Annotated in this window: 14 protein-coding genes; 10 read left to right on the forward strand and 4 right to left on the reverse strand. The window is 33.6% G+C overall.

All coding sequences use genetic code 11. The annotated features are described in order from the left end of the window. Positions 1-33: 33 nt before the first annotated feature. Both serC and QLQ96_RS12340 read right to left on the reverse strand, forming a co-directional pair. Complete coding sequence (gene serC / locus QLQ96_RS12335; protein WP_482490868.1) at positions 34-1,104, reverse strand: 3-phosphoserine/phosphohydroxythreonine transaminase; 1,071 nt, start codon at positions 1,102-1,104, stop codon at positions 34-36. A 93-nt stretch (positions 1,105-1,197) separates the two neighbouring features. After that, positions 1,198-2,271, reverse strand: coding sequence for an acyl-CoA reductase (locus QLQ96_RS12340; RefSeq protein WP_482490870.1), 1,074 nt, complete (start codon positions 2,269-2,271; stop codon positions 1,198-1,200). Positions 2,272-2,420: 149 nt separating this feature from the next. Here QLQ96_RS12340 and QLQ96_RS12345 point away from each other — a divergent pair, with 149 nt between their 5' ends. Both QLQ96_RS12345 and QLQ96_RS12350 read left to right on the forward strand, forming a co-directional pair. Beyond that, complete coding sequence (locus QLQ96_RS12345; RefSeq protein WP_482490872.1) at positions 2,421-2,771, forward strand: 4Fe-4S dicluster domain-containing protein; 351 nt, start codon at positions 2,421-2,423, stop codon at positions 2,769-2,771. Positions 2,772-2,947: 176 nt separating this feature from the next. Continuing rightward, the gene (locus QLQ96_RS12350) at positions 2,948-4,102 is read left to right on the forward strand and encodes a peptidase associated/transthyretin-like domain-containing protein (RefSeq protein ID WP_482490874.1); all 1,155 of its coding nucleotides are present in this window, start codon (positions 2,948-2,950) and stop codon (positions 4,100-4,102) included. A gap of 36 nt (positions 4,103-4,138) precedes the next feature. Here QLQ96_RS12350 and QLQ96_RS12355 read toward each other — a convergent pair whose 3' ends face one another. Both QLQ96_RS12355 and QLQ96_RS12360 read right to left on the reverse strand, forming a co-directional pair. Beyond that, complete coding sequence (locus QLQ96_RS12355) at positions 4,139-4,885, reverse strand: class I SAM-dependent DNA methyltransferase (RefSeq protein ID WP_482490876.1); 747 nt, start codon at positions 4,883-4,885, stop codon at positions 4,139-4,141. 87 nt (positions 4,886-4,972) lie between these two features. Further along, on the reverse strand, positions 4,973-7,639 hold the full coding sequence (locus tag QLQ96_RS12360) for a TonB-dependent receptor (protein WP_482490878.1): 2,667 nt from the start codon (positions 7,637-7,639) through the stop codon (positions 4,973-4,975). A 329-nt stretch (positions 7,640-7,968) separates the two neighbouring features. Here QLQ96_RS12360 and ychF point away from each other — a divergent pair, with 329 nt between their 5' ends. From ychF to QLQ96_RS12400, 8 genes are all read left to right on the forward strand, one after another. Continuing rightward, positions 7,969-9,063, forward strand: a complete 1,095-nt coding sequence (gene ychF / locus QLQ96_RS12365; protein ID WP_379695978.1) for a redox-regulated ATPase YchF — start codon at positions 7,969-7,971, stop codon at positions 9,061-9,063. A gap of 386 nt (positions 9,064-9,449) precedes the next feature. Beyond that, positions 9,450-10,127 carry a TIGR02117 family protein gene (locus tag QLQ96_RS12370; RefSeq protein WP_482490880.1) on the forward strand — a complete coding sequence of 226 codons (678 nt, stop codon included), beginning with the start codon at positions 9,450-9,452 and terminating at the stop codon, positions 10,125-10,127. Between the two features lie 92 nt (positions 10,128-10,219). Next, positions 10,220-11,152 (forward strand): YihY/virulence factor BrkB family protein, encoded by a 933-nt coding sequence (locus QLQ96_RS12375; RefSeq protein WP_482490882.1) that lies wholly within the window; start codon positions 10,220-10,222, stop codon positions 11,150-11,152. 23 nt (positions 11,153-11,175) lie between these two features. Then, complete coding sequence (locus QLQ96_RS12380) at positions 11,176-11,700, forward strand: NADPH-dependent FMN reductase (RefSeq protein ID WP_482490884.1); 525 nt, start codon at positions 11,176-11,178, stop codon at positions 11,698-11,700. A gap of 55 nt (positions 11,701-11,755) precedes the next feature. Then, on the forward strand, positions 11,756-12,679 hold the full coding sequence (locus tag QLQ96_RS12385; RefSeq protein ID WP_482490885.1) for a transglutaminase domain-containing protein: 924 nt from the start codon (positions 11,756-11,758) through the stop codon (positions 12,677-12,679). Between the two features lie 77 nt (positions 12,680-12,756). Next, positions 12,757-13,932, forward strand: coding sequence for a nicotinate phosphoribosyltransferase (pncB, locus tag QLQ96_RS12390; RefSeq protein ID WP_482490887.1), 1,176 nt, complete (start codon positions 12,757-12,759; stop codon positions 13,930-13,932). A gap of 163 nt (positions 13,933-14,095) precedes the next feature. Then, positions 14,096-15,964: a DNA topoisomerase IV subunit B gene (locus QLQ96_RS12395; protein ID WP_482490889.1), complete on the forward strand. Its 1,869-nt coding sequence runs from the start codon at positions 14,096-14,098 to the stop codon at positions 15,962-15,964. 44 nt (positions 15,965-16,008) lie between these two features. Next, the gene (locus tag QLQ96_RS12400; RefSeq protein ID WP_482490890.1) at positions 16,009-18,729 is read left to right on the forward strand and encodes a DNA gyrase/topoisomerase IV subunit A; all 2,721 of its coding nucleotides are present in this window, start codon (positions 16,009-16,011) and stop codon (positions 18,727-18,729) included. Positions 18,730-18,770 lie beyond the last annotated feature (41 nt).

The raw sequence follows: 18,770 nt of genomic DNA on the forward strand, positions 1-18,770 counted from the left end.
TTCTTTTTTGTAAACTGTGACTGCGACTGAAAACTAAACTTTACTTTCTAAAGCTTTCATTACATCAACCAAAACCTGAACGCTTTCAATTGGCATAGCGTTGTAGATAGAAGCTCTGTAGCCACCAACTGAACGGTGTCCTGGTAATCCAGAAATGTTTGCAGCTTTCCATAAAGCGTCAAAAGTTTCAGTGTGTTCAGGATTGTTCAATAAGAAAGTTACATTCATGTTAGAACGATCTTCTAGTTTCGCTGCACCTTTAAATAATGGGTTTCTGTCGATTTCAGTGTAAAGTAATTCCGCTTTAGCGTTGTTTAATTTTTCAACAGCAGCGATTCCGCCTTTTTCTTTAATCCATTGTAAAGTTAAAAGAGAAACGTAAACAGCAAATACAGGTGGAGTATTGTACATGCTTTCTCCTTTAATGTGTTTAGCGTAATCTAGCATACTAGGAATTGTTTTTCCATTTTTGCCTAAGATTTCTTCTTTTACCACTACCAAAGTAGTTCCTGCAGGTCCCATATTTTTTTGAGCTCCAGCATAGATTAAGTCAAATTTAGAAAAATCTAATTGACGAGAAAAAATATCAGAACTCATATCGCATACAACAGGTACATTTGTTGATGGGAATTCTTTCATTTGAGTTCCAAAAATAGTATTGTTGCTTGTGCAGTGGAAATAATCAGCATCAGCTGGAATTTCGTAACCTTTTGGAACATAATTATAATTGTCTTCTTTTGAAGAAGCTACGACAACAGTCTCTCCGAAAAGTTTTGCTTCTTTGATAGCTGCAGTTGCCCACGTTCCTGAATCTAAATAAGCTGCTTTTCCGTTTTCTTTCATTAAGTTGTATGGAGCCATTAAGAATGCTGTGCTGGCACCACCTTGTAAAAATAAAGCCTGATAACCTTTTCCTTGAAGTCCTAATAATTCTAAAGCAAGGGAACGAGCTTCCTCCATAACTGCAACGAAATCTTTACTTCGGTGCGAGATTTCAAGGATAGACAATCCTGAATCATTAAAATTTAAAATTGCTTTTGATGCCTTCTCAAAAACTTCCTGAGGTAAAATACTTGGTCCTGCGCTGTAGTTGTGTTTTTTCATGGTTGCTGTTAATAGTCGAAAATTTTAAAAACGCAAATTTCGGCAATAAGAGGCGAAAAAGAGTTAAAATATTCGAAATAATTAAACAAATTATTACTTTGTTGTTAACAAAAACGTTATAGTATCAACATTATCTGCGTAATCCCACAATTGAGGTTTTTGGGTTTCGCCAAATGCTATACTATTTGTGGTTAAATTATCGCTAACAATACATTGAATTTGATCTGCGTCCTCCTGAAGGCGTTTTTTAAGTTCTTCAAGGTTTTCGTAGTATTCGTAAAAAACACTCGAAATTGGAGAGGCGTAGCTTGAATCTTCTTTTAAAGTCAAAAATCCGTTATCTAATAATTTGAAATTACTCATTAAAAATACAGCCTTATTGTAATCATAATTATTAGCGTATTTTTCATAATGAATAACGTCTTGGTATTTAAATATGGCTTGGAAAAATGTTTCAAAAGAATAGCCTTTAGGAACAAAAATTTTCGAAACATTTCGGCATCCTAAGCCAAAATATCTAAAAATATCTTCTCCAAGTCCTTCCAGTTCTTCGTTGGTTTCTTTTCCAGTTAAAACGGCTGCCGAATTTCTGTTTTTACGAATAATCGATGGTTTGTCTTTAAAATAATATTCAAAATAACGGGAAGTATTATTGCTTCCAGTGGCGATTACGGCATCGAAGTTTTCTAGTTTTCCTTCCACGAAAGTGATGCTGTCTTTCAAGTTTTCATCAACAGCAATTAAATATTTAGCTAAAAATGGCAATAAATGCTGATCGTTTGATGAAGTTTTAATTAAAGCTTTGTTGCCTGTAATTAGAACAGATAAAAAATCATGAAAGCCTACTAACGGAATATTTCCAGCTAAAATCAAAGCAACGCTTTTCGAATTATTGCCATCCTGAGCGGAGTCTAAGGAGTAAGCTGAAAGCCATTTGTCTATGTTTTCAACTGTCAAAGCTTCTGCCCATGATTGTATGGAGAAATAAACCTGCTCGGGAGTATACCATCCGTTATGAGATTGCGATAAATGTATCAGATTTTTGAAATCATCAAAAAAGATATCATTATATAAGACGTCAGATTTTTGCACAGAAGCGCTTTCAGAAAACTGACTTAAAAATTTTCCTAATTCAACAAAAACACTTTTTTTTGTTTCTAATGTCATAATGTTTGCTTATGAATTGTTTTGATTGTAATTTTGCACAAAAATAAGCATAATTAAGTCGAAAGTCAAAAGTCATAAAGTCAAAAGCGATGCTTGACTTTATTTTGACTTTAGAACTTTAAGATTTTTAACTTTAAGACTAATAAACGATGGCAATAATTATAACTGACGAATGCATCAATTGCGGGGCTTGCGAACCAGAGTGCCCAAATACAGCAATATATGAAGGAGCAGATGATTGGAGATATAAAGACGGAACAAGTCTTTCTGGAAAAATTGTATTACCTGACGGAACTCAAGTTGACGCTGAAGATGCGCAAACTCCAATTTCTGACGAAATCTACTATATAGTGCCAGGAAAATGTACAGAATGTAAAGGTTTTCACGATGAGCCGCAATGTGCTGCCGTTTGTCCAGTTGACTGTTGTGTGCCAGATGATAACCATGTTGAAGACGAAGAAACTTTGTTAGAAAGACAAGCGTTTTTACATGCTGAATAATCATTTCTGAGCATTAAAAAAATATATAATCCTGAGCTTTATTGATCAGGATTTTTTTTTACCCTGATATCAGGTATTTTTAAAAGTTAGTTTGTTGATAGTTAATGTTTTATTTTTTTTGGTGTTGCGTAATTGTTAAAAAAAGAATACTTTAGTTGAAAAAATAACAATGCAATATGAAGAAATTACTACTCTTATTTGTCGTATTTTTTAATTTGAGTGTTTCTGCACAAAGTGATGAATATTCTATCTATGTAAAAGACATTGAAACATTGCAACCGATCGAAAATGCTACCGTGCAGGTCTTAAAAACTAAACAAGTTTTAATGACTAATGAAGACGGTAAAGTAACTTTTGTTTTGAGTGGAGGATCTAACGTAGAGGTTTCTGAGATGAATTATGAAAATCTGACTCTTCGTTGGGCTTCTTTAAAAGAAAACGGATTTGTTGTTTACCTTAAAAATAAAAAGGAAAACTTAGATGAAGTTGTGGTCTCAAACGAAAATCCTCAAAAGATACTTCAAAAAGTAGTTGCAAATTCTAAACATAAGATAGGTGTTGCGCATAGATTGAAAGTATATGTTCGTGAATTCTTCATGTTAGACAATCAATATTCTTATTATAATGACGGATTAGTTAATTTTCAATTCAATAAAAATAATACAACTACATTATTAGTAGAGCAGAATCGCTCGTACGGATTAATAGAAACAGATGTAAGCACTGATCTGAAAGGCTATAATTTGAATGATATAATGGAAAATTATTCGAATTTTAAATACTTAGATCCGTTATTAGGTCCGAATGCGAAAAAGGAATATGATTTTACAACAAAAGGTCATGCAAAAAATGCAGCTTATTATATAATGTCGGTTGTTCCTTTAGATAAAGCAAAAGAGGCAATAGATAATTTCGAAATCATTTACGATCCTGAGAAAAAAATTATTGTAGAATTTACGATTTCAGTTACGCCTGCGACTCTTGACAAAGTGGTAGAAAAGACAAAGGAAGGCGACAAAAATATTACAAAATCGTTTGTCAAAGTAAATTATAGATTCGATGGAGATGATTATTATTTGTTGAGTTCGAATGAAGAAATTGCTTATGATGTTGTTTTAAAAGATAAAACTAAAAATGTTCAAATAAGAAATAGTTTTGTTACGACAGGTTTCAACAAACAAAATTTCACTTATAGTGAAAGTGATGTATTTAAAGAAAAATCACTTTTTAATAAGAAAAACAAAATCCTGACCAATTATTGGGATATTTCAGGATTTACAGCAACCGATGAAGAAAAAGCTATCATCGCATCGTTAGAGTTTAAATTGTAATTAATAAATTGAAAGAAATATCCTGAACTTAATTGTTCAGGATATTTTTTTTGCTACTATAACATAAGTGTCATAAGCATAAGTCTTTCGATCGATAGTTTTAAGTATTTCAAAATTATTTAGATATAAAAACAGCTGTATTTCATTGAGTGTAAAAACACGAACTGTTGAAAAATCATTTTCAATAACTTCTTTTTTTCCATTTATAAGAGTGTAATATTGCGCAGTCCATTCCAGCATAATATTCTCCAAAGAAGTATTAGTATCCCAATGACTTTCTCTGATGTAATTATTGTTCTCATGTTCCGCTTGATGAATAATTACAGGGTTTTCTTTTGTAAACGGAATAAATCTATTAGCATCAATAAAATCAAAAATTAGAACTCCGTCCTTTTTTAGGTTTTTATAAATAGAATCAAAAGTACTGTTTATATCATCGTTTGTAATAAGATAACTTGTAGATCTTCCGGTAATTAAAATAGAATCTACAGGTTTTTCTAGTTTAAAATCACGCATATCGCCTTGTGTAAAAGAGCTGTTTTTATTTCGTTCTTTGGCGATTGCGATCATGTCGTCACTGTAGTCAAGTCCTTGATATTTTTGATTGTGTGCTGCAAATCGTTTTGCAAGGTTTCCTGTTCCGCTTCCAATTTCTAGAATATCCGAACCGTTATTTTCTTGGATCAAATTGCTGTAAAAAGCGTATTCTTCGTCATAATTGACAAAAGTCTGATACATCGCATCATAAATAGCGGCCATTTTACCATCGTATAAATTTGCCATAATCTATTGGATTTAAATATAAAAGTATAAAAAAATGGGTTATCCGTAGACAACCCATTTCGTTTTGTTTAAATAAAATGTTATGCTTTAGAATTTATAATTTAAAGATAAATTAAACATAGTTCCTAATTGACTAAAATGGAAACCATCGTAAGTCATTCTAGAATAACGTTGGTTAAAAGTAATCAAGTTTGATTGTGTTTTAGTCTCTGTTGGATCTGCTAATATTGCGGCACCAGCAGCATTTTCAGCTACAAATTTCCATTCTGGCAACACATTGAATAAGTTGTTTACATTGAATGAAAAAGTAAGTTTTTCAGTAGCGTTAAAATTAATGCCTAAGTCAGTAACAATTTTAGGTATAAATTCTGTTTTAAGATTTTCATCTAATCCATCTTGGTTAAAAGTTGTTTTACCAAAATAAGTATTGTTTAGAGAGAAACCAAATTTACCAATATCGTAATTAATTCCTAAAATCCATTTTGTGTCTGGTCTTGAAGTAAACGTTAAAGAGTTTAAAATATCACCAAATGAATTGTTTCTTACATCAGAAATTCTTTCATTTTCTAAAGTAATATTTCCAGAAACATTAAACCCTAATTTACCTTCCCCAATTCCGATATTACTATAGTTTGCTACAACATCTAAACCTGATGTTCTTGAATCAAATGAATTAGAAAACCAAGCTACATTCCCAAATTGAGTATCTTGTCTGTCTCCTAAAACGATTCTGTCTTCTACTTTAATATTGTAATAATCGACTGTAAAGTTGAAGTTTGCAAAAGGTTTAGCTCCAACACCAACAGTTACGTTAGTTGATTTTTCAGGAGATAAAGAAGGAATTCCTAATTGACGCGCCTGAGGAGAAACGTTATTGATAATTCCACTAATTTGAATTCCTTGACCGGCTACAAATGAATATTGTGATTTTTGAGTATAAATTTGGTGTAGAGTTGGAGCTCTGAAACCAGTTGAAACAGATCCTCTTAAAGTAATTTTATCTTCAAGAAATTTATATCTTGTACTTGCTTTCCATACAGTTGCTCCTCCAAAATCGCTATATTCTTCATGACGAACTGTTCCGTTTATTAAAAAGTCTTTCGTGATATCAAAAGCAACATCAAGATAAACTCCGACATTATATCTGTTCCATTTTCCAGAATTTTCAGGTCTGTTTCCAGCAAAAGAGTCAGCACCAGTACCTTCCCAAGAAGCTTTGTCGCCTTCAATTACAGAAAAATTCTCAGATCTAAATTCTGTTCCAAAACCAATGCTTATTTGATCTGAAACAATTTTTGAAACATCTATATTTCCAACAACATGATTGAAAGAAGTTCCGCCTGGTTTAAATGAAATAGGGCTATTTTCTCTGTAAACATTATTTCCGTTTTCATCCAAAATATCCGATCTGTTTACAGAATTGTTTACAGTGTAAATTTGCTTATTTCCGCCAACTGTAATACTTGCGTCAGTATTCCATCCATTTTTAATGGTTTTAAAACCAAGAGTAGCATTATAGTCATTTAAATCTCCTTCAAAAGTAGGACCATACCCTGCATAAGAAGGATTAGCAGGATCACCATTGCCAAAGAAGTTATTAAGGTATGGGTCGTCAGCCAATGGTCTCCAATATGGTGTTCTGAAGTTAGCAAACGAATTTACTTTCTTATAAACATAAGCAGCATTATAATATAGATTGGTAGTTTCGCTTATAGAATTACCTCCATTAATTAAGAATTTGGCAGCTGCAGTTTCTGGTGATCCATTCACATTTCGCGCATCAGGATATTTGCTAAGGAATTCATTTACTGTTGCAACATCCGCAGCTGTACCGCCTAGGAAGTCATTGGCTTCACCTTGAGCATCAACAGTTCCAGGTCTGTTTGCTAAATTTACTTTAGAAAAATCAATAGTATAGTTTAAGAAACCTTTTTCGCCAACTGTTGTTCCATCATTTAAACTAATGCCAAACATTTCTCCATCACCTTCAGAAGTAACGCCACTTCTTAAAGTTATAGACCCAGCGTTGCTGTTTTTCTTTAAAATAATATTCATAACCCCAGCAATAGCATCAGAACCGTATTGGGCAGAAGCACCGTCACGAAGAATTTCAACTCTTTCGATCGCATCTGTTGGAATGGCAGAAATATCTGCTCCCGTTTCCCCACGTCCTGGAGAGGTTTGTACATAAAGTAAAGAACTTAAGTTTTTACGTTTACCATTAATAAGGATTAAAGTTCTGCTTGGTCCCATATTTCTAATCTCGTATGGATCCAGCAATGAAGTTGCATCATTTACAGGAGTTTGCACTGTATTAAAAGATGGAATTTTGTACTGCAAAGCTTTATCAAATGTAGCTTGTCCCGTGGAAGTTAAATCTTTCGAGGAGAGAACATCAATAGGTAAAGCACTGGTTGTATTGCTTCGAGCTGCTGCTCTTGAACCTGTAACTACTACTTCATCAAGGTTTTGACCGCCTTCTTCAGATAAAGAAACATCAATTTGAGATGCATTTGCTAATTTAGTTGTACTTATATATCCGACATACGTAAAGATTAATGAAGCACCTTCTTTTACTGTTATCTTATAAGATCCATCCACATCGGTTGAAACACCGTTATTTGTTCCTTTTTCTATAATGTTAACACCTGGAAGCGGAGTTCCAGTATTGTCCTTGACGACACCTGTAACTTGCCGTTGCGCAAAAATAATTAAGGTGTTAAATAAAAATAATAGTACTGCAATTTTTTTCATGGTAAGCTTTTTTGGTTAAAAAAATGATTATTGGTTTGTTAAATCTTGAGATAAAAATATGTTTTTTTAACAAAATATTATTAAAAAGTTTGTTTTTTTTTAAGAAAAGTTGTAAAAAAATATATATCGTCATTTTTTGTTCTATTACGAGGTATTAAATCTTATATTTGCAAAATTTTAATGCCAAAAACTATCATTTTGTCAAAAAAAAAGAAAATTGGAAAAGTAATAAAAAGACGACTTATCAGAAGCTAAGTAATTGATGTATAGTCTACTATTTATGGGGGCTGAGGAGGTTAATTAAATAAAAAAACAAATATTATCTACAGATGAAAGCAGGAATTGTAGGATTGCCAAATGTTGGAAAATCGACGTTATTTAATTGTTTATCGAATGCAAAAGCGCAAAGTGCTAACTTTCCGTTTTGTACAATCGAACCTAATATTGGTGTTGTAAACGTTCCAGATCCAAGAATCAATAAATTAGAAGAATTGGTAAAACCAGAACGCGTTCAGATGGCAACTGTAGATATTGTAGATATTGCAGGTTTGGTAAAAGGAGCAAGTAAAGGTGAAGGTCTTGGAAACCAGTTTTTAGGAAACATTAGAGAGTGTAATGCTATCATTCACGTTTTACGTTGTTTTGACAATGATAATATTGTACACGTTGACGGAAACGTAAACCCAATTCGTGATAAAGAAACTATCGATATCGAATTGCAGTTAAAAGATTTAGAAACTGTTGAAAAACGTTTGGAAAAAGTAAAACGTGCTGCAAAAACAGGAAATAAAGAAGCTCAGACAGAAGAAGCTTTATTAAATAGAATTAGAGAAGCTTTATTGCAAGCAAAATCTGCAAGAACAATTGTTCCTCAAAGCAATGATGAAGAAGTTCTTATGGAAGGTTTCCAATTAATTACTGCAAAACCAGTTTTATATGTTTGTAACGTTGACGAAAGTTCTGCTGTAAACGGAAACAAATATGTAGATCAAGTTCGTGAATTAGTAAAAGACGAAGAAGCTGAAGTTATCATTCTTTCTGTAGGGGCAGAAGCAGATATTACAGAATTAGAAAGCTACGAAGAGCGTCAGGTTTTCTTAGAAGATATGGGATTAACTGAGCCAGGAGCTTCTGTTTTAATTCGTGCGGCTTACAAATTATTAAAACAACAGACTTACTTTACAGCTGGTGTAAAAGAAGTTCGCGCTTGGACAATAAATATTGGAGCAACTGCACCGCAAGCGGCTGGAGTTATCCATACCGATTTCGAAAAAGGATTTATTCGTGCAGAAGTAATTTCATACGAAGATTATGTTCAATACGGTTCTGAAGCAAAAGCAAAAGAAGCTGGGAAATTTAAAGTTGAAGGAAAAGAATACGTAGTAAAAGATGGTGATGTAATGCACTTCCGTTTTAACGTTTAATTTTTTTTTTGAGAAAATAGAAGAAAGAAGAAAGAAAATAGATAAAACTGCTGGAGAGATTCAGCAGTTTTTTTATGCTTTGAAGTTTGGTTATAACGTTTGTCAGGCTGAGCGTCCCGATCCCGAAGCTTCGGGACGGGAGAAGCCCGCGCAAAGATTGTCGATTCTCTTTGGGGAGTTCTTCGCGCGTCCTTCTTCCGAAGCTTCTGGACGCTCGGGAAGACAAAAATTGAGAACAAAAAAGGAATAAAAAGCCATCTAAATTTGCGCTTTCGCGAAAGCGAATCAGTAAAATCTGCGTTCAATTTTTAGCAAATAAAAATTTTGGCTTAAAAATTGGTTAGAGAAAAAATAACCAATTACTAATCTAAAATCAATCAATCAAAATGCTAAAAAAATCTTTCAAATTTTTGGGCTGGACACTTTTCGGAATTTTTGCTTTCCTCGCCCTTTACATTTCATCTGTTTTAATTATTTCGAAAATCACAGTGAATTCAGATATAGCGCAAGTCGAAGAACAAAATGCTATTCCGATTTACATTCTTTCAAACGGAGTCCATACTGATATTGTAGTTCCTGTTAAAAATGAAATTAAAGATTGGAGGAATGAAATTCAATTCAGTCAAACGCAATCAAAAGATTCTTTAATGAATTATATAGGATTCGGTTGGGGAGACAAAGGGTTTTATCTAGACACTCCTGAATGGTCAGATTTAAAAGCAAGTACAGCTTTCAAAGCCGCTTTCGGAATCAGTTCTTCCGCTGTTCATGCCACATTTTTCAAACAACTGCGAGAAGGCGATGACTGCAAACGTATTTTGATTTCAAAAGAAAATTATGAAAAGCTAGTAACTTATATTTCTGAGAGTTTTAGTGATCCTCTTCATCCACAATGGATTGAAGGTCATAGTTATGGAAAAAAAGATGCTTTTTATGAAGCAAAAGGAAGTTATAGTCTTTTTTATACTTGCAATACTTGGGCAAACAATGCTTTAAAAGCAGCAAATCAAAAAGCAAGTTTGTGGACAGTCTACGACAAAGGGATTTTTTGTCATTATAAATAAACATGGAAAAAATGTAAAATTCGTTTTAAATCGGAGAAGTCAAAAATTTTCATTAATGCTTAAATTTGAGAGCATATCAAAAAATCAGCAAAATGAAAGCCAAAAATATTTTTTCAAAAACATGGTTTCTGTTAAAGAATACTTTCTTAGAATTTAATGATGACAATGCCATCAAACTTAGTGCGGCTTTATCTTATTACACCATATTTGCGTTGCCTCCTTTATTGATTATTATAATTACAATTTGTGGTTTTTTCTTTGGAGAAGAAGCAGTAACGGGTCAATTATATGGGCAAATAAATGGGTTAGTAGGTAATGGGGCAGCGTCACAAATTCAGGAAGCGATAAAAAATGTGCAATTATCTGGAAATAATGTTTTTGCAACTGTATTTGGCGTGGTCATGCTCTTAATTGGTGCCTCGGGAGTTTTTGCAGAAATTCAGAGTTCAATTAATTTTATTTGGGGACTTCGCGCCAAACCTGATAAAGGGGTTAGAAAGTTTATACAAAACAGGTTGATGTCGTTTTCTATGATTGCATCTGTTGGTTTCTTAATGATTGTCAGCTTGTTTATCAATACGATATTAGACCTGCTTAGTGCGCGTTTAAAAATATATTTCCCTGAAAGTACCGTTTATCTATTTTATGTAGTAAATGTTGTGATTGTACTGGCGAGTATTACACTTTTATTTACCATAATATTCAGGACTTTACCCGATGGAAAAATCAGATGGAAAGATGCTATTATAGGATCCAGCGTTACGGCAGTACTTTTTATGATTGGTAAATTTGCCATTGGATTATATTTAGGAAGCTCTACAGTAGCTTCAGTTTATGGTGCTGCGGGATCTGTAATCATTATTCTGGTTTGGGTTTATTATTCGGCAATTATTCTTTACTTTGGAGCAGAATTTACTAAAGTCTATGCAAAATCTTATGGAGGAAAAATTTATCCTAATGAATATTCAGTAGAGATTGCAAAAGAAGTTTATGAGATCGAAGATGTAACACCAAAATCAACATAAAATAGTTTAACAAACGATAAGCCATGAAAATTATAGCCTTTGGAGGAAGTAACAGTACACAATCAATCAATAAACATTTAGCGGCTTATGCAGCTAGTTTATTCGAAAATGCTGATGTTGAGGTTTTAGACCTTAATGATTTTGCAATGCCAGTCTTTAGCGTAGATTTAGAAAAAGAAATAGGTCAGCACGAAGTGGCTCATTCATTCTTAAATAAATTGAAAGAAGCTGATATTTTAGTGGTTTCAATGGCAGAAAATAACGGAAACTATTCTGTTGCTTTCAAGAATGTTTTCGATTGGAGTTCTCGCATTGAGAAAGATGTTTTTCAGCAGAAACCAATGTTATTGTTGGCAACTTCACCAGGAGGAAGAGGAGGTGCATCAGTTCTAGGAATTGCCCAAAATCTTTTTCCGCGTTATGGAGCCGATATTAAAGGAACTTTTTCACTTCCTGCTTTCAATTCAAACTTTGACTTGCAAGAAAATAAAATTTCAAATCCAGAATTAGATCAAGAATTAAAAGATATTATCAAATTAAGTTTTTAAATACATGCCAATAAAAAAGATTGCTTTTCTATTTCTTTTTTTGAACACTTTTTTTATGAACTTTACTTTTGCTCAAAAGATAAATGAAGTTGATAAAATTGTTGCAAAATACCCGAAAAGCTTTAATACCACCGAACAATTAGCAGAAAGAATTAAAAAAGATTTTGATTCTGATGCGGAGCAAGCGAGAGCAATTTACAGTTGGATTGCTTTCAATATAAAATACGATTACAATGCATTTCTGAATCCGCCGAAAGTGCAGGGATTCAGCTATTCTTCTGAAGCTGAAAAACAACGAAAAATAAAACAGCTGAACGACAATCTTATCCAAAAAGCATTTAAATCTCAAAAAGCGGTTTGTGAAGGTTTTACCGCTTTGTACCAGAATTTGGCGGAACAAGTTGGTTTGAAATGCGAAGTAGTTAAGGGAGATTCTAAAACAAGGCCAGCTGATATTGGAAGAAAAAATACTTCTTCAAACCATGCTTGGAATATGGTTTTGATAAACAAAAAATGGCGTTTGATTGATGTAACTTGGGGTCAAGGCTATTATGACAGCAACAAAGGAAGAATGGTCAATGATTTTAATCCAATTTATTTTGATACGGATCCTGACTATTTTTTCGCAAAACATTTTCCAGATTCTGGATCGTTTTTAGGAGATCGATTAAATAAAGAAGATTTCTTAAATGGTCCTTTGATCTACAATAAAACCATCGAAAACGATTATAAAATCAAAACTCCAAGTTCAGGAATAATCGAAGTGAAAAACGGAGATAAAATTACTGTAGAAATTAAAAATGTTTCTAAAACCAATCAGGTTTTCTATTTAAATAAAAAGAATCAGCCCGTTAAAGTTCTTAATCCGAAAGAGAAACGTGGAGGATTAGAATTTCAAATTCTTATTGACAGTAATATTGGAAATTATATTACCATTTTTGTTGATGGCGATAGTACTGTTTCTTTTAAAGTTGTCTAAAAAAATAAGAGATCTTTCATCTTTTATGTTTTCTGAAATTGCCGTATCTTAGCGGTAAATGAAAAGAATTTGATGCTATGGAAACTACTTTTTTGAAATCAATTTTAGATAATGATTTCTACAAATTTACAATGCAGCATGCTGTAATAAAGCTTTTTCCAAAGGCAAAAGTCCGTTACGGATTTATAAATCGTGGAAAACATATTTTTCCGCCAGGTTTTGCAGATTTGCTTCGTCATTCTGTAGATGCCATGGCGGATTTGCGTTTAACGAAAGACGAAAAAAATTATCTAGCACATTATTGCCCTTATCTCGATCCAACTTATTTAGATTTTCTGCAAGGATATAGTTTTGATCCGTCTGAAGTGCATATTAGTCAAGAGGGGTCAGAAATTTCAGTTACGGTTGAAGGATTTTGGTACCGAACCATTTTATGGGAAGTTCCTCTGATGGCATTGATTTCTGAACTGTTTTATAAAGCGAGCCATTTAATTCGTTTAAATGATGAAGCAATAAAAAAGATTACTCAGGAAAAAATTGAAAATTACAATAATCTAGGGGTTTCGGTCTTGGAATTTGGTACTAGACGCCGCCATTCTTATGAAGTTCATGATTTGGTAAATAAAACCTTGAGTACTTATGGCGGACAAAGTTTTATTGGAACAAGTAATGTTCATTTTGCAATGGTTAACAATAAACGTCCGTTGGGGACACATGCGCACGAATGGTTTATGTTTCATGCCGCGCAATATGGTTTTAAAATGGCGAATTCGATAAGCCTTGAACATTGGACGCAGGTTTACAGCGGAGATCTCGGAATTGCTTTAACAGACACCTATACAACGGATATATTTTTCAATCAATTTGATAAAAAATATTCGAAACTTTTTGATGGCGTTAGACATGATAGCGGTGACCCGATAGAATTTGCTCAAAAAGTAATTTCACATTATACCAAAATGGGAATTGACCCAAAATCAAAGGCAATTGTTTTTTCTGATTCCTTAAATTTTGAAAAGGTAAAAAGAATAGTTGATTTCTGTCAAGATAAAATAAAAATGTCATTCGGAATTGGAACAAATTTTACAAATGACGTTGGACTTCCAGCAATGAATATGGTTATAAAATTAACCGATACAAAACCTGATAATACACATTGGCAGGGAGTTGTGAAATTGTCTGACGAAAAAAACAAAAACACGGGAACTCCCGAAATGATTGCGCTGGCAAAAGAAGTACTCGGAATCAAATAATGTTTTTTGTTGAAAAAGCAGTTTTTTTATTAATTTTAATGTCCGTTTTATTTTAAAATCAATTTTAATAGATTTTAAACTGTTATTATTCATAACAAAAAAGAAATACGCTTTTATTTTTTACCGATAAATGGTACATTAGCCAAAAATCCTAAATTCATTTATGCTAGAGCAAAATCAATACAACGAAGATAATATTCGTTCACTCGATTGGAAGGAACATATTCGTATGCGTCCTGGTATGTACATCGGGAAATTAGGGGACGGATCATCACCGGATGATGGTATTTATATTCTTTTAAAAGAGGTTTTAGACAACTGTATCGATGAGTTCGTTATGGGGGCCGGAAAAACTATTGAGGTAAGTATTAAAGATAAAACAGTTTCTGTTCGTGATTACGGTCGTGGAATACCGTTAGGAAAAGTGGTCGATGTAGTTTCGAAAATGAATACTGGAGGAAAGTACGATTCTAAAGCATTCCAGAAATCAGTTGGTTTGAATGGTGTTGGAACAAAAGCGGTAAATGCTTTATCTAATTATTTTCGAGTAGAATCTGTTCGTGATGATAAACAAAAAGGAGCGGAGTTTTCGGCAGGAAATTTGGTGCTTGAAGAAGACGTTATCGATACCACAAAACGTAAAGGAACAAAAGTAGTTTTTACGCCAGACGAATCGATTTTCAAAAACTATAAATTCCGTTTAGAATATGTAATCAAAATGGTCAAAAACTATTGTTATCTAAACAATGGTTTGACGATTATTTTTAATGGTGAAAAATATTACTCAGAAAATGGACTTCGTGATTTATTAGAAGAAACGATCAGTGAAGATGATTTAGAATATCCAATTATTCACCTCAAAGATCATGATATTGAGGTAGCTTTAACGCATAGTAAAACGCAGTATAGCGAAGAATACCACTCTTTCGTAAATGGTCAAAATACAACGCAGGGAGGAACGCACTTAGCCGCTTATCGTGAGGCAGTTGTAAAAACAATTCGTGAATTTTACAATAAGAATTTCGAAGCATCAGACGTTCGTAAATCGATCGTAAGTGCGATTAGTATTAAAGTTATGGAACCTGTTTTTGAGTCTCAGACCAAAACTAAATTAGGTTCTACAGATATGGGTTCTGATGACGGAACTCCGGCAGTTTCTGTTCGTACTTTCGTTAACGATTTCATCAAAACGAAATTGGATAATTACTTGCATAAAAATCCAACGACTGCCGAAGCTTTATTGCGTAAAATTCTTCAGGCAGAACGCGAGCGTAAAGAATTGTCAGGAATTAGAAAACTGGCAACAGATCGTGCTAAAAAAGCCAATCTTCACAATAAAAAATTAAGAGATTGCCGTGCGCATCTTCCAGATACTAAAAACCCACGAAACTTAGAAAGCACGCTTTTTATTACCGAGGGAGATTCGGCTTCTGGATCGATTACAAAATCGCGTGATGTGAATACTCAAGCGGTTTTCAGTTTGCGTGGTAAGCCTTTGAATTCATACGGAATGTCGAAAAAAATCGTGTATGAAAACGAAGAATTCAACTTACTTCAAGCAGCTCTTGATATCGAAGATGGATTAGAGAAATTGCGTTACAATAACATCGTAATTGCAACCGATGCCGATGTCGATGGAATGCACATTCGTTTACTTTTGATTACGTTCTTTTTACAGTTTTTCCCTGAATTAATCAAAGAAGGGCATCTATATATTTTACAAACACCACTTTTCAGGGTTCGTAACAAGAAAGAAACAATTTACTGTTATTCTGAAGAAGAAAGAAAAGACGCGATTGAAAAGCTAAAACCAAAACCAGAAATCACACGATTTAAAGGTTTAGGAGAGATTTCGCCAGACGAGTTCAAAAATTTTATTGGAGATACGATTCGGTTAGATCCAGTTATGATGGATAAACACACTTCGATTGAGCAATTATTGTCTTTCTATATGGGGAAAAATACTCCTGATAGACAAGAGTTTATTATCAAGAATTTGAAGGTAGAGATTGATGAGCTTGAGGAGGCTTAAAATTAAGGAAGAAGAATTTTTAGTATTTATACTGAACAAAATATATGAAAGACGAAGAAGACGATAACATAATTCCAAACGACGACGAGAATAATCAGGATGAAAACCAGATTGAAGACAATCAAAATGGGGATGATGATGAGATTATCGACGTAGATGCTAAACAATTTGAAGGACAGCATTTTTACGAAAATCAGGATGAAGAAGGCGAAGACGTTATTACGAAAGTAACCGGAATGTACAAAGACTGGTTCTTGGATTACGCTTCGTATGTAATTCTGGAGCGTGCTGTTCCTGCTATCGAAGACGGATTCAAACCTGTTCAGCGTCGTATTATGCACTCTTTGAAAGAGTTGGATGATGGTCGTTATAATAAAGTTGCCAATGTAGTAGGACACACCATGCAGTATCATCCACACGGAGATGCGAGTATTGGTGATGCGATGGTACAGATTGGTCAGAAAGATTTATTGATTGACTGCCAAGGAAACTGGGGAAATATATTGACGGGTGACGGAGCAGCAGCTTCGCGTTACATCGAGGCACGTTTATCTAAATTTGCTTTGGAGGTTTTGTATTCTCCAAAAATTACTGATTGGGGAGTTTCGTACGATGGTCGTCGTGCAGAACCAAACAATCTTCCAGTTAAATTCCCATTGCTTTTGGCGCAAGGAGCTGAAGGTATTGCGGTTGGTTTATCGACAAAAGTTTTACCGCACAACTTCAACGAATTAATTGATGCTTCGATTAAAATCTTAAAAGGAAAACCGTTTACGCTTTATCCTGATTTTATGACACAAGGTATCGCTGATGTTTCGAATTACAATGACGGAATGAGAGGCGGACGTGTACGTGTACGTGCTAAAATTGCTCAGTTAGATAAAAATACATTAGTAATTACGCAAATACCGTTTTCGACAAATACAACAACTTTAATTGACAGTATTTTGAAAGCCAATGAAAAAGGTAAAATCAAAATCAAGAAAATTGAAGATAATACAGCAGCCGATGTTGAGATTTTAATTCATCTTTTCCCAGGTGTTTCACCAGATAAAACAATTGATGCGTTATTTGCTTTTACGGCTTGTGAAACATCTGTAGCGCCTTTAGGTTGTGTTATTGAAGATAATAAGCCTCTGTTTATTGGTGTTTCTCAGATGTTGAAAATTTCAACAGAAAGAACAGTTGATTTGCTTCGTCAGGAATTAGAAATTCAATTAGAAGAATTAAAAAATAAATGGCATTTTTCTACTTTGGAGAAAATCTTCATTCGTGAAGAAATGTACATTGACTTCAAATTATACGGAGACAGAGAATCATTATACAAATACTTGTATGATAGATTTGAGCCTTTCAAAAAATCATTCGTAAGAGAAATTACAGATGAAGATTTGCAAAGATTGACTCAGATTCCGATGATTCGTATCACTCGTTTTGACTCTGATAAAGCCGACGAATTGATCTCGAGATTGGAGGAAGAAATGAAAGAGGTAGAATACAATTTAGAACATCTTACGGATTTTGCGATTGCCTATTTTACCAAATTAAAAGAGAAATATGGGAAAGGCCGTCAGCGTCAGACAGAACTTCGTGTTTTTGATAACGTTGAGGCGACAAAAGTAGTTTTAAGAAATACAAAGCTATATGTAAACCGCGAAGAAGGTTTCGTTGGAACTAGCTTGAAGAAAGACGAATATGTAGGCGATTGTTCTGACATTGACGATGTTATTGTGTTTTTACGAGACGGAACATTAATGATAACAAAAGTCGATGCCAAAACTTTCATCGGGAAAGATATTATTCACGTTGCTATTTTTGATAAGAGTGATAAACGTACGATTTACAACATGATGTATCGCGATGGAAAATCGGGACCATCTTACATCAAACGTTTCAATGTTTCAGGAGTTACGCGTGATAAAGCATATGATTTGACCAATGGAACTAACGGCTCGCAAGTAGTTTATTTTTCGCATAATCCGAATGGTGAAGCTGAAGTTGTTACAATTTTGTTACGTCAAATAGGAACGATTAAAAAACTGAAATTCGATATTGATTTTGCTAATTTAGCAATTAAAGGTCGTGGTTCTAAAGGAAATTTGGTGACAAAATATCCTATCAAGAAAATCGAATTGAAAGAAAAAGGGATCTCGACTTTACTTCCAAGAAAAGTTTGGTTTGATGATACTGTAAAACGTTTAAATGTTGATGGAAGAGGCGAACTTCTAGGAGAATTTAAGCCAACAGATAAAATCTTAGTAATAAGTCAGTCAGGTAAATTAAAGGTAATTATCCCAGAGTTATCAACTCACTTTGAGGAAGATATGATTATTTTAGAGAAATGGAAACCGAAAAAACCTATTTCTGCGATTTATTATGATGGAGAAAAAGAGCGATATTTCTTGAAACGTTTTCTTGTTGAAAACGAAGGCAAAGAAGAAAGCTTCATTACAGATCACCCAAATTCGCAGTTAGAAATCGTCTCTACCGATTATCGTCCGGTGGCACAATTGATTTTTGCAAAAGTAAAAGGAGTTCAAAAAGACGATCTTCATATAGATGTTGAGGACTTTATAGCCGTAAAAGGTTTTAAAGCTTTAGGAAATCAATTAACAACAGATAAATTAAGACAAGTTAATTTATTAGAACCGCTTCCATACGAAGAACCGGTTGAAGAAGTTCCTGAAAAGCTAGAAATTTCAGAAGATGATCCTGTTGAAACAGAATTAGATGACGATGGCCAGATAGGCTTGGTTTTAGAATAAAATAAAAACGCTAAGATTAATTTCTTAGCGTTTTTTTTGGT

It is taken from the genome of Flavobacterium sp. B167r, assembly GCF_056824315.1.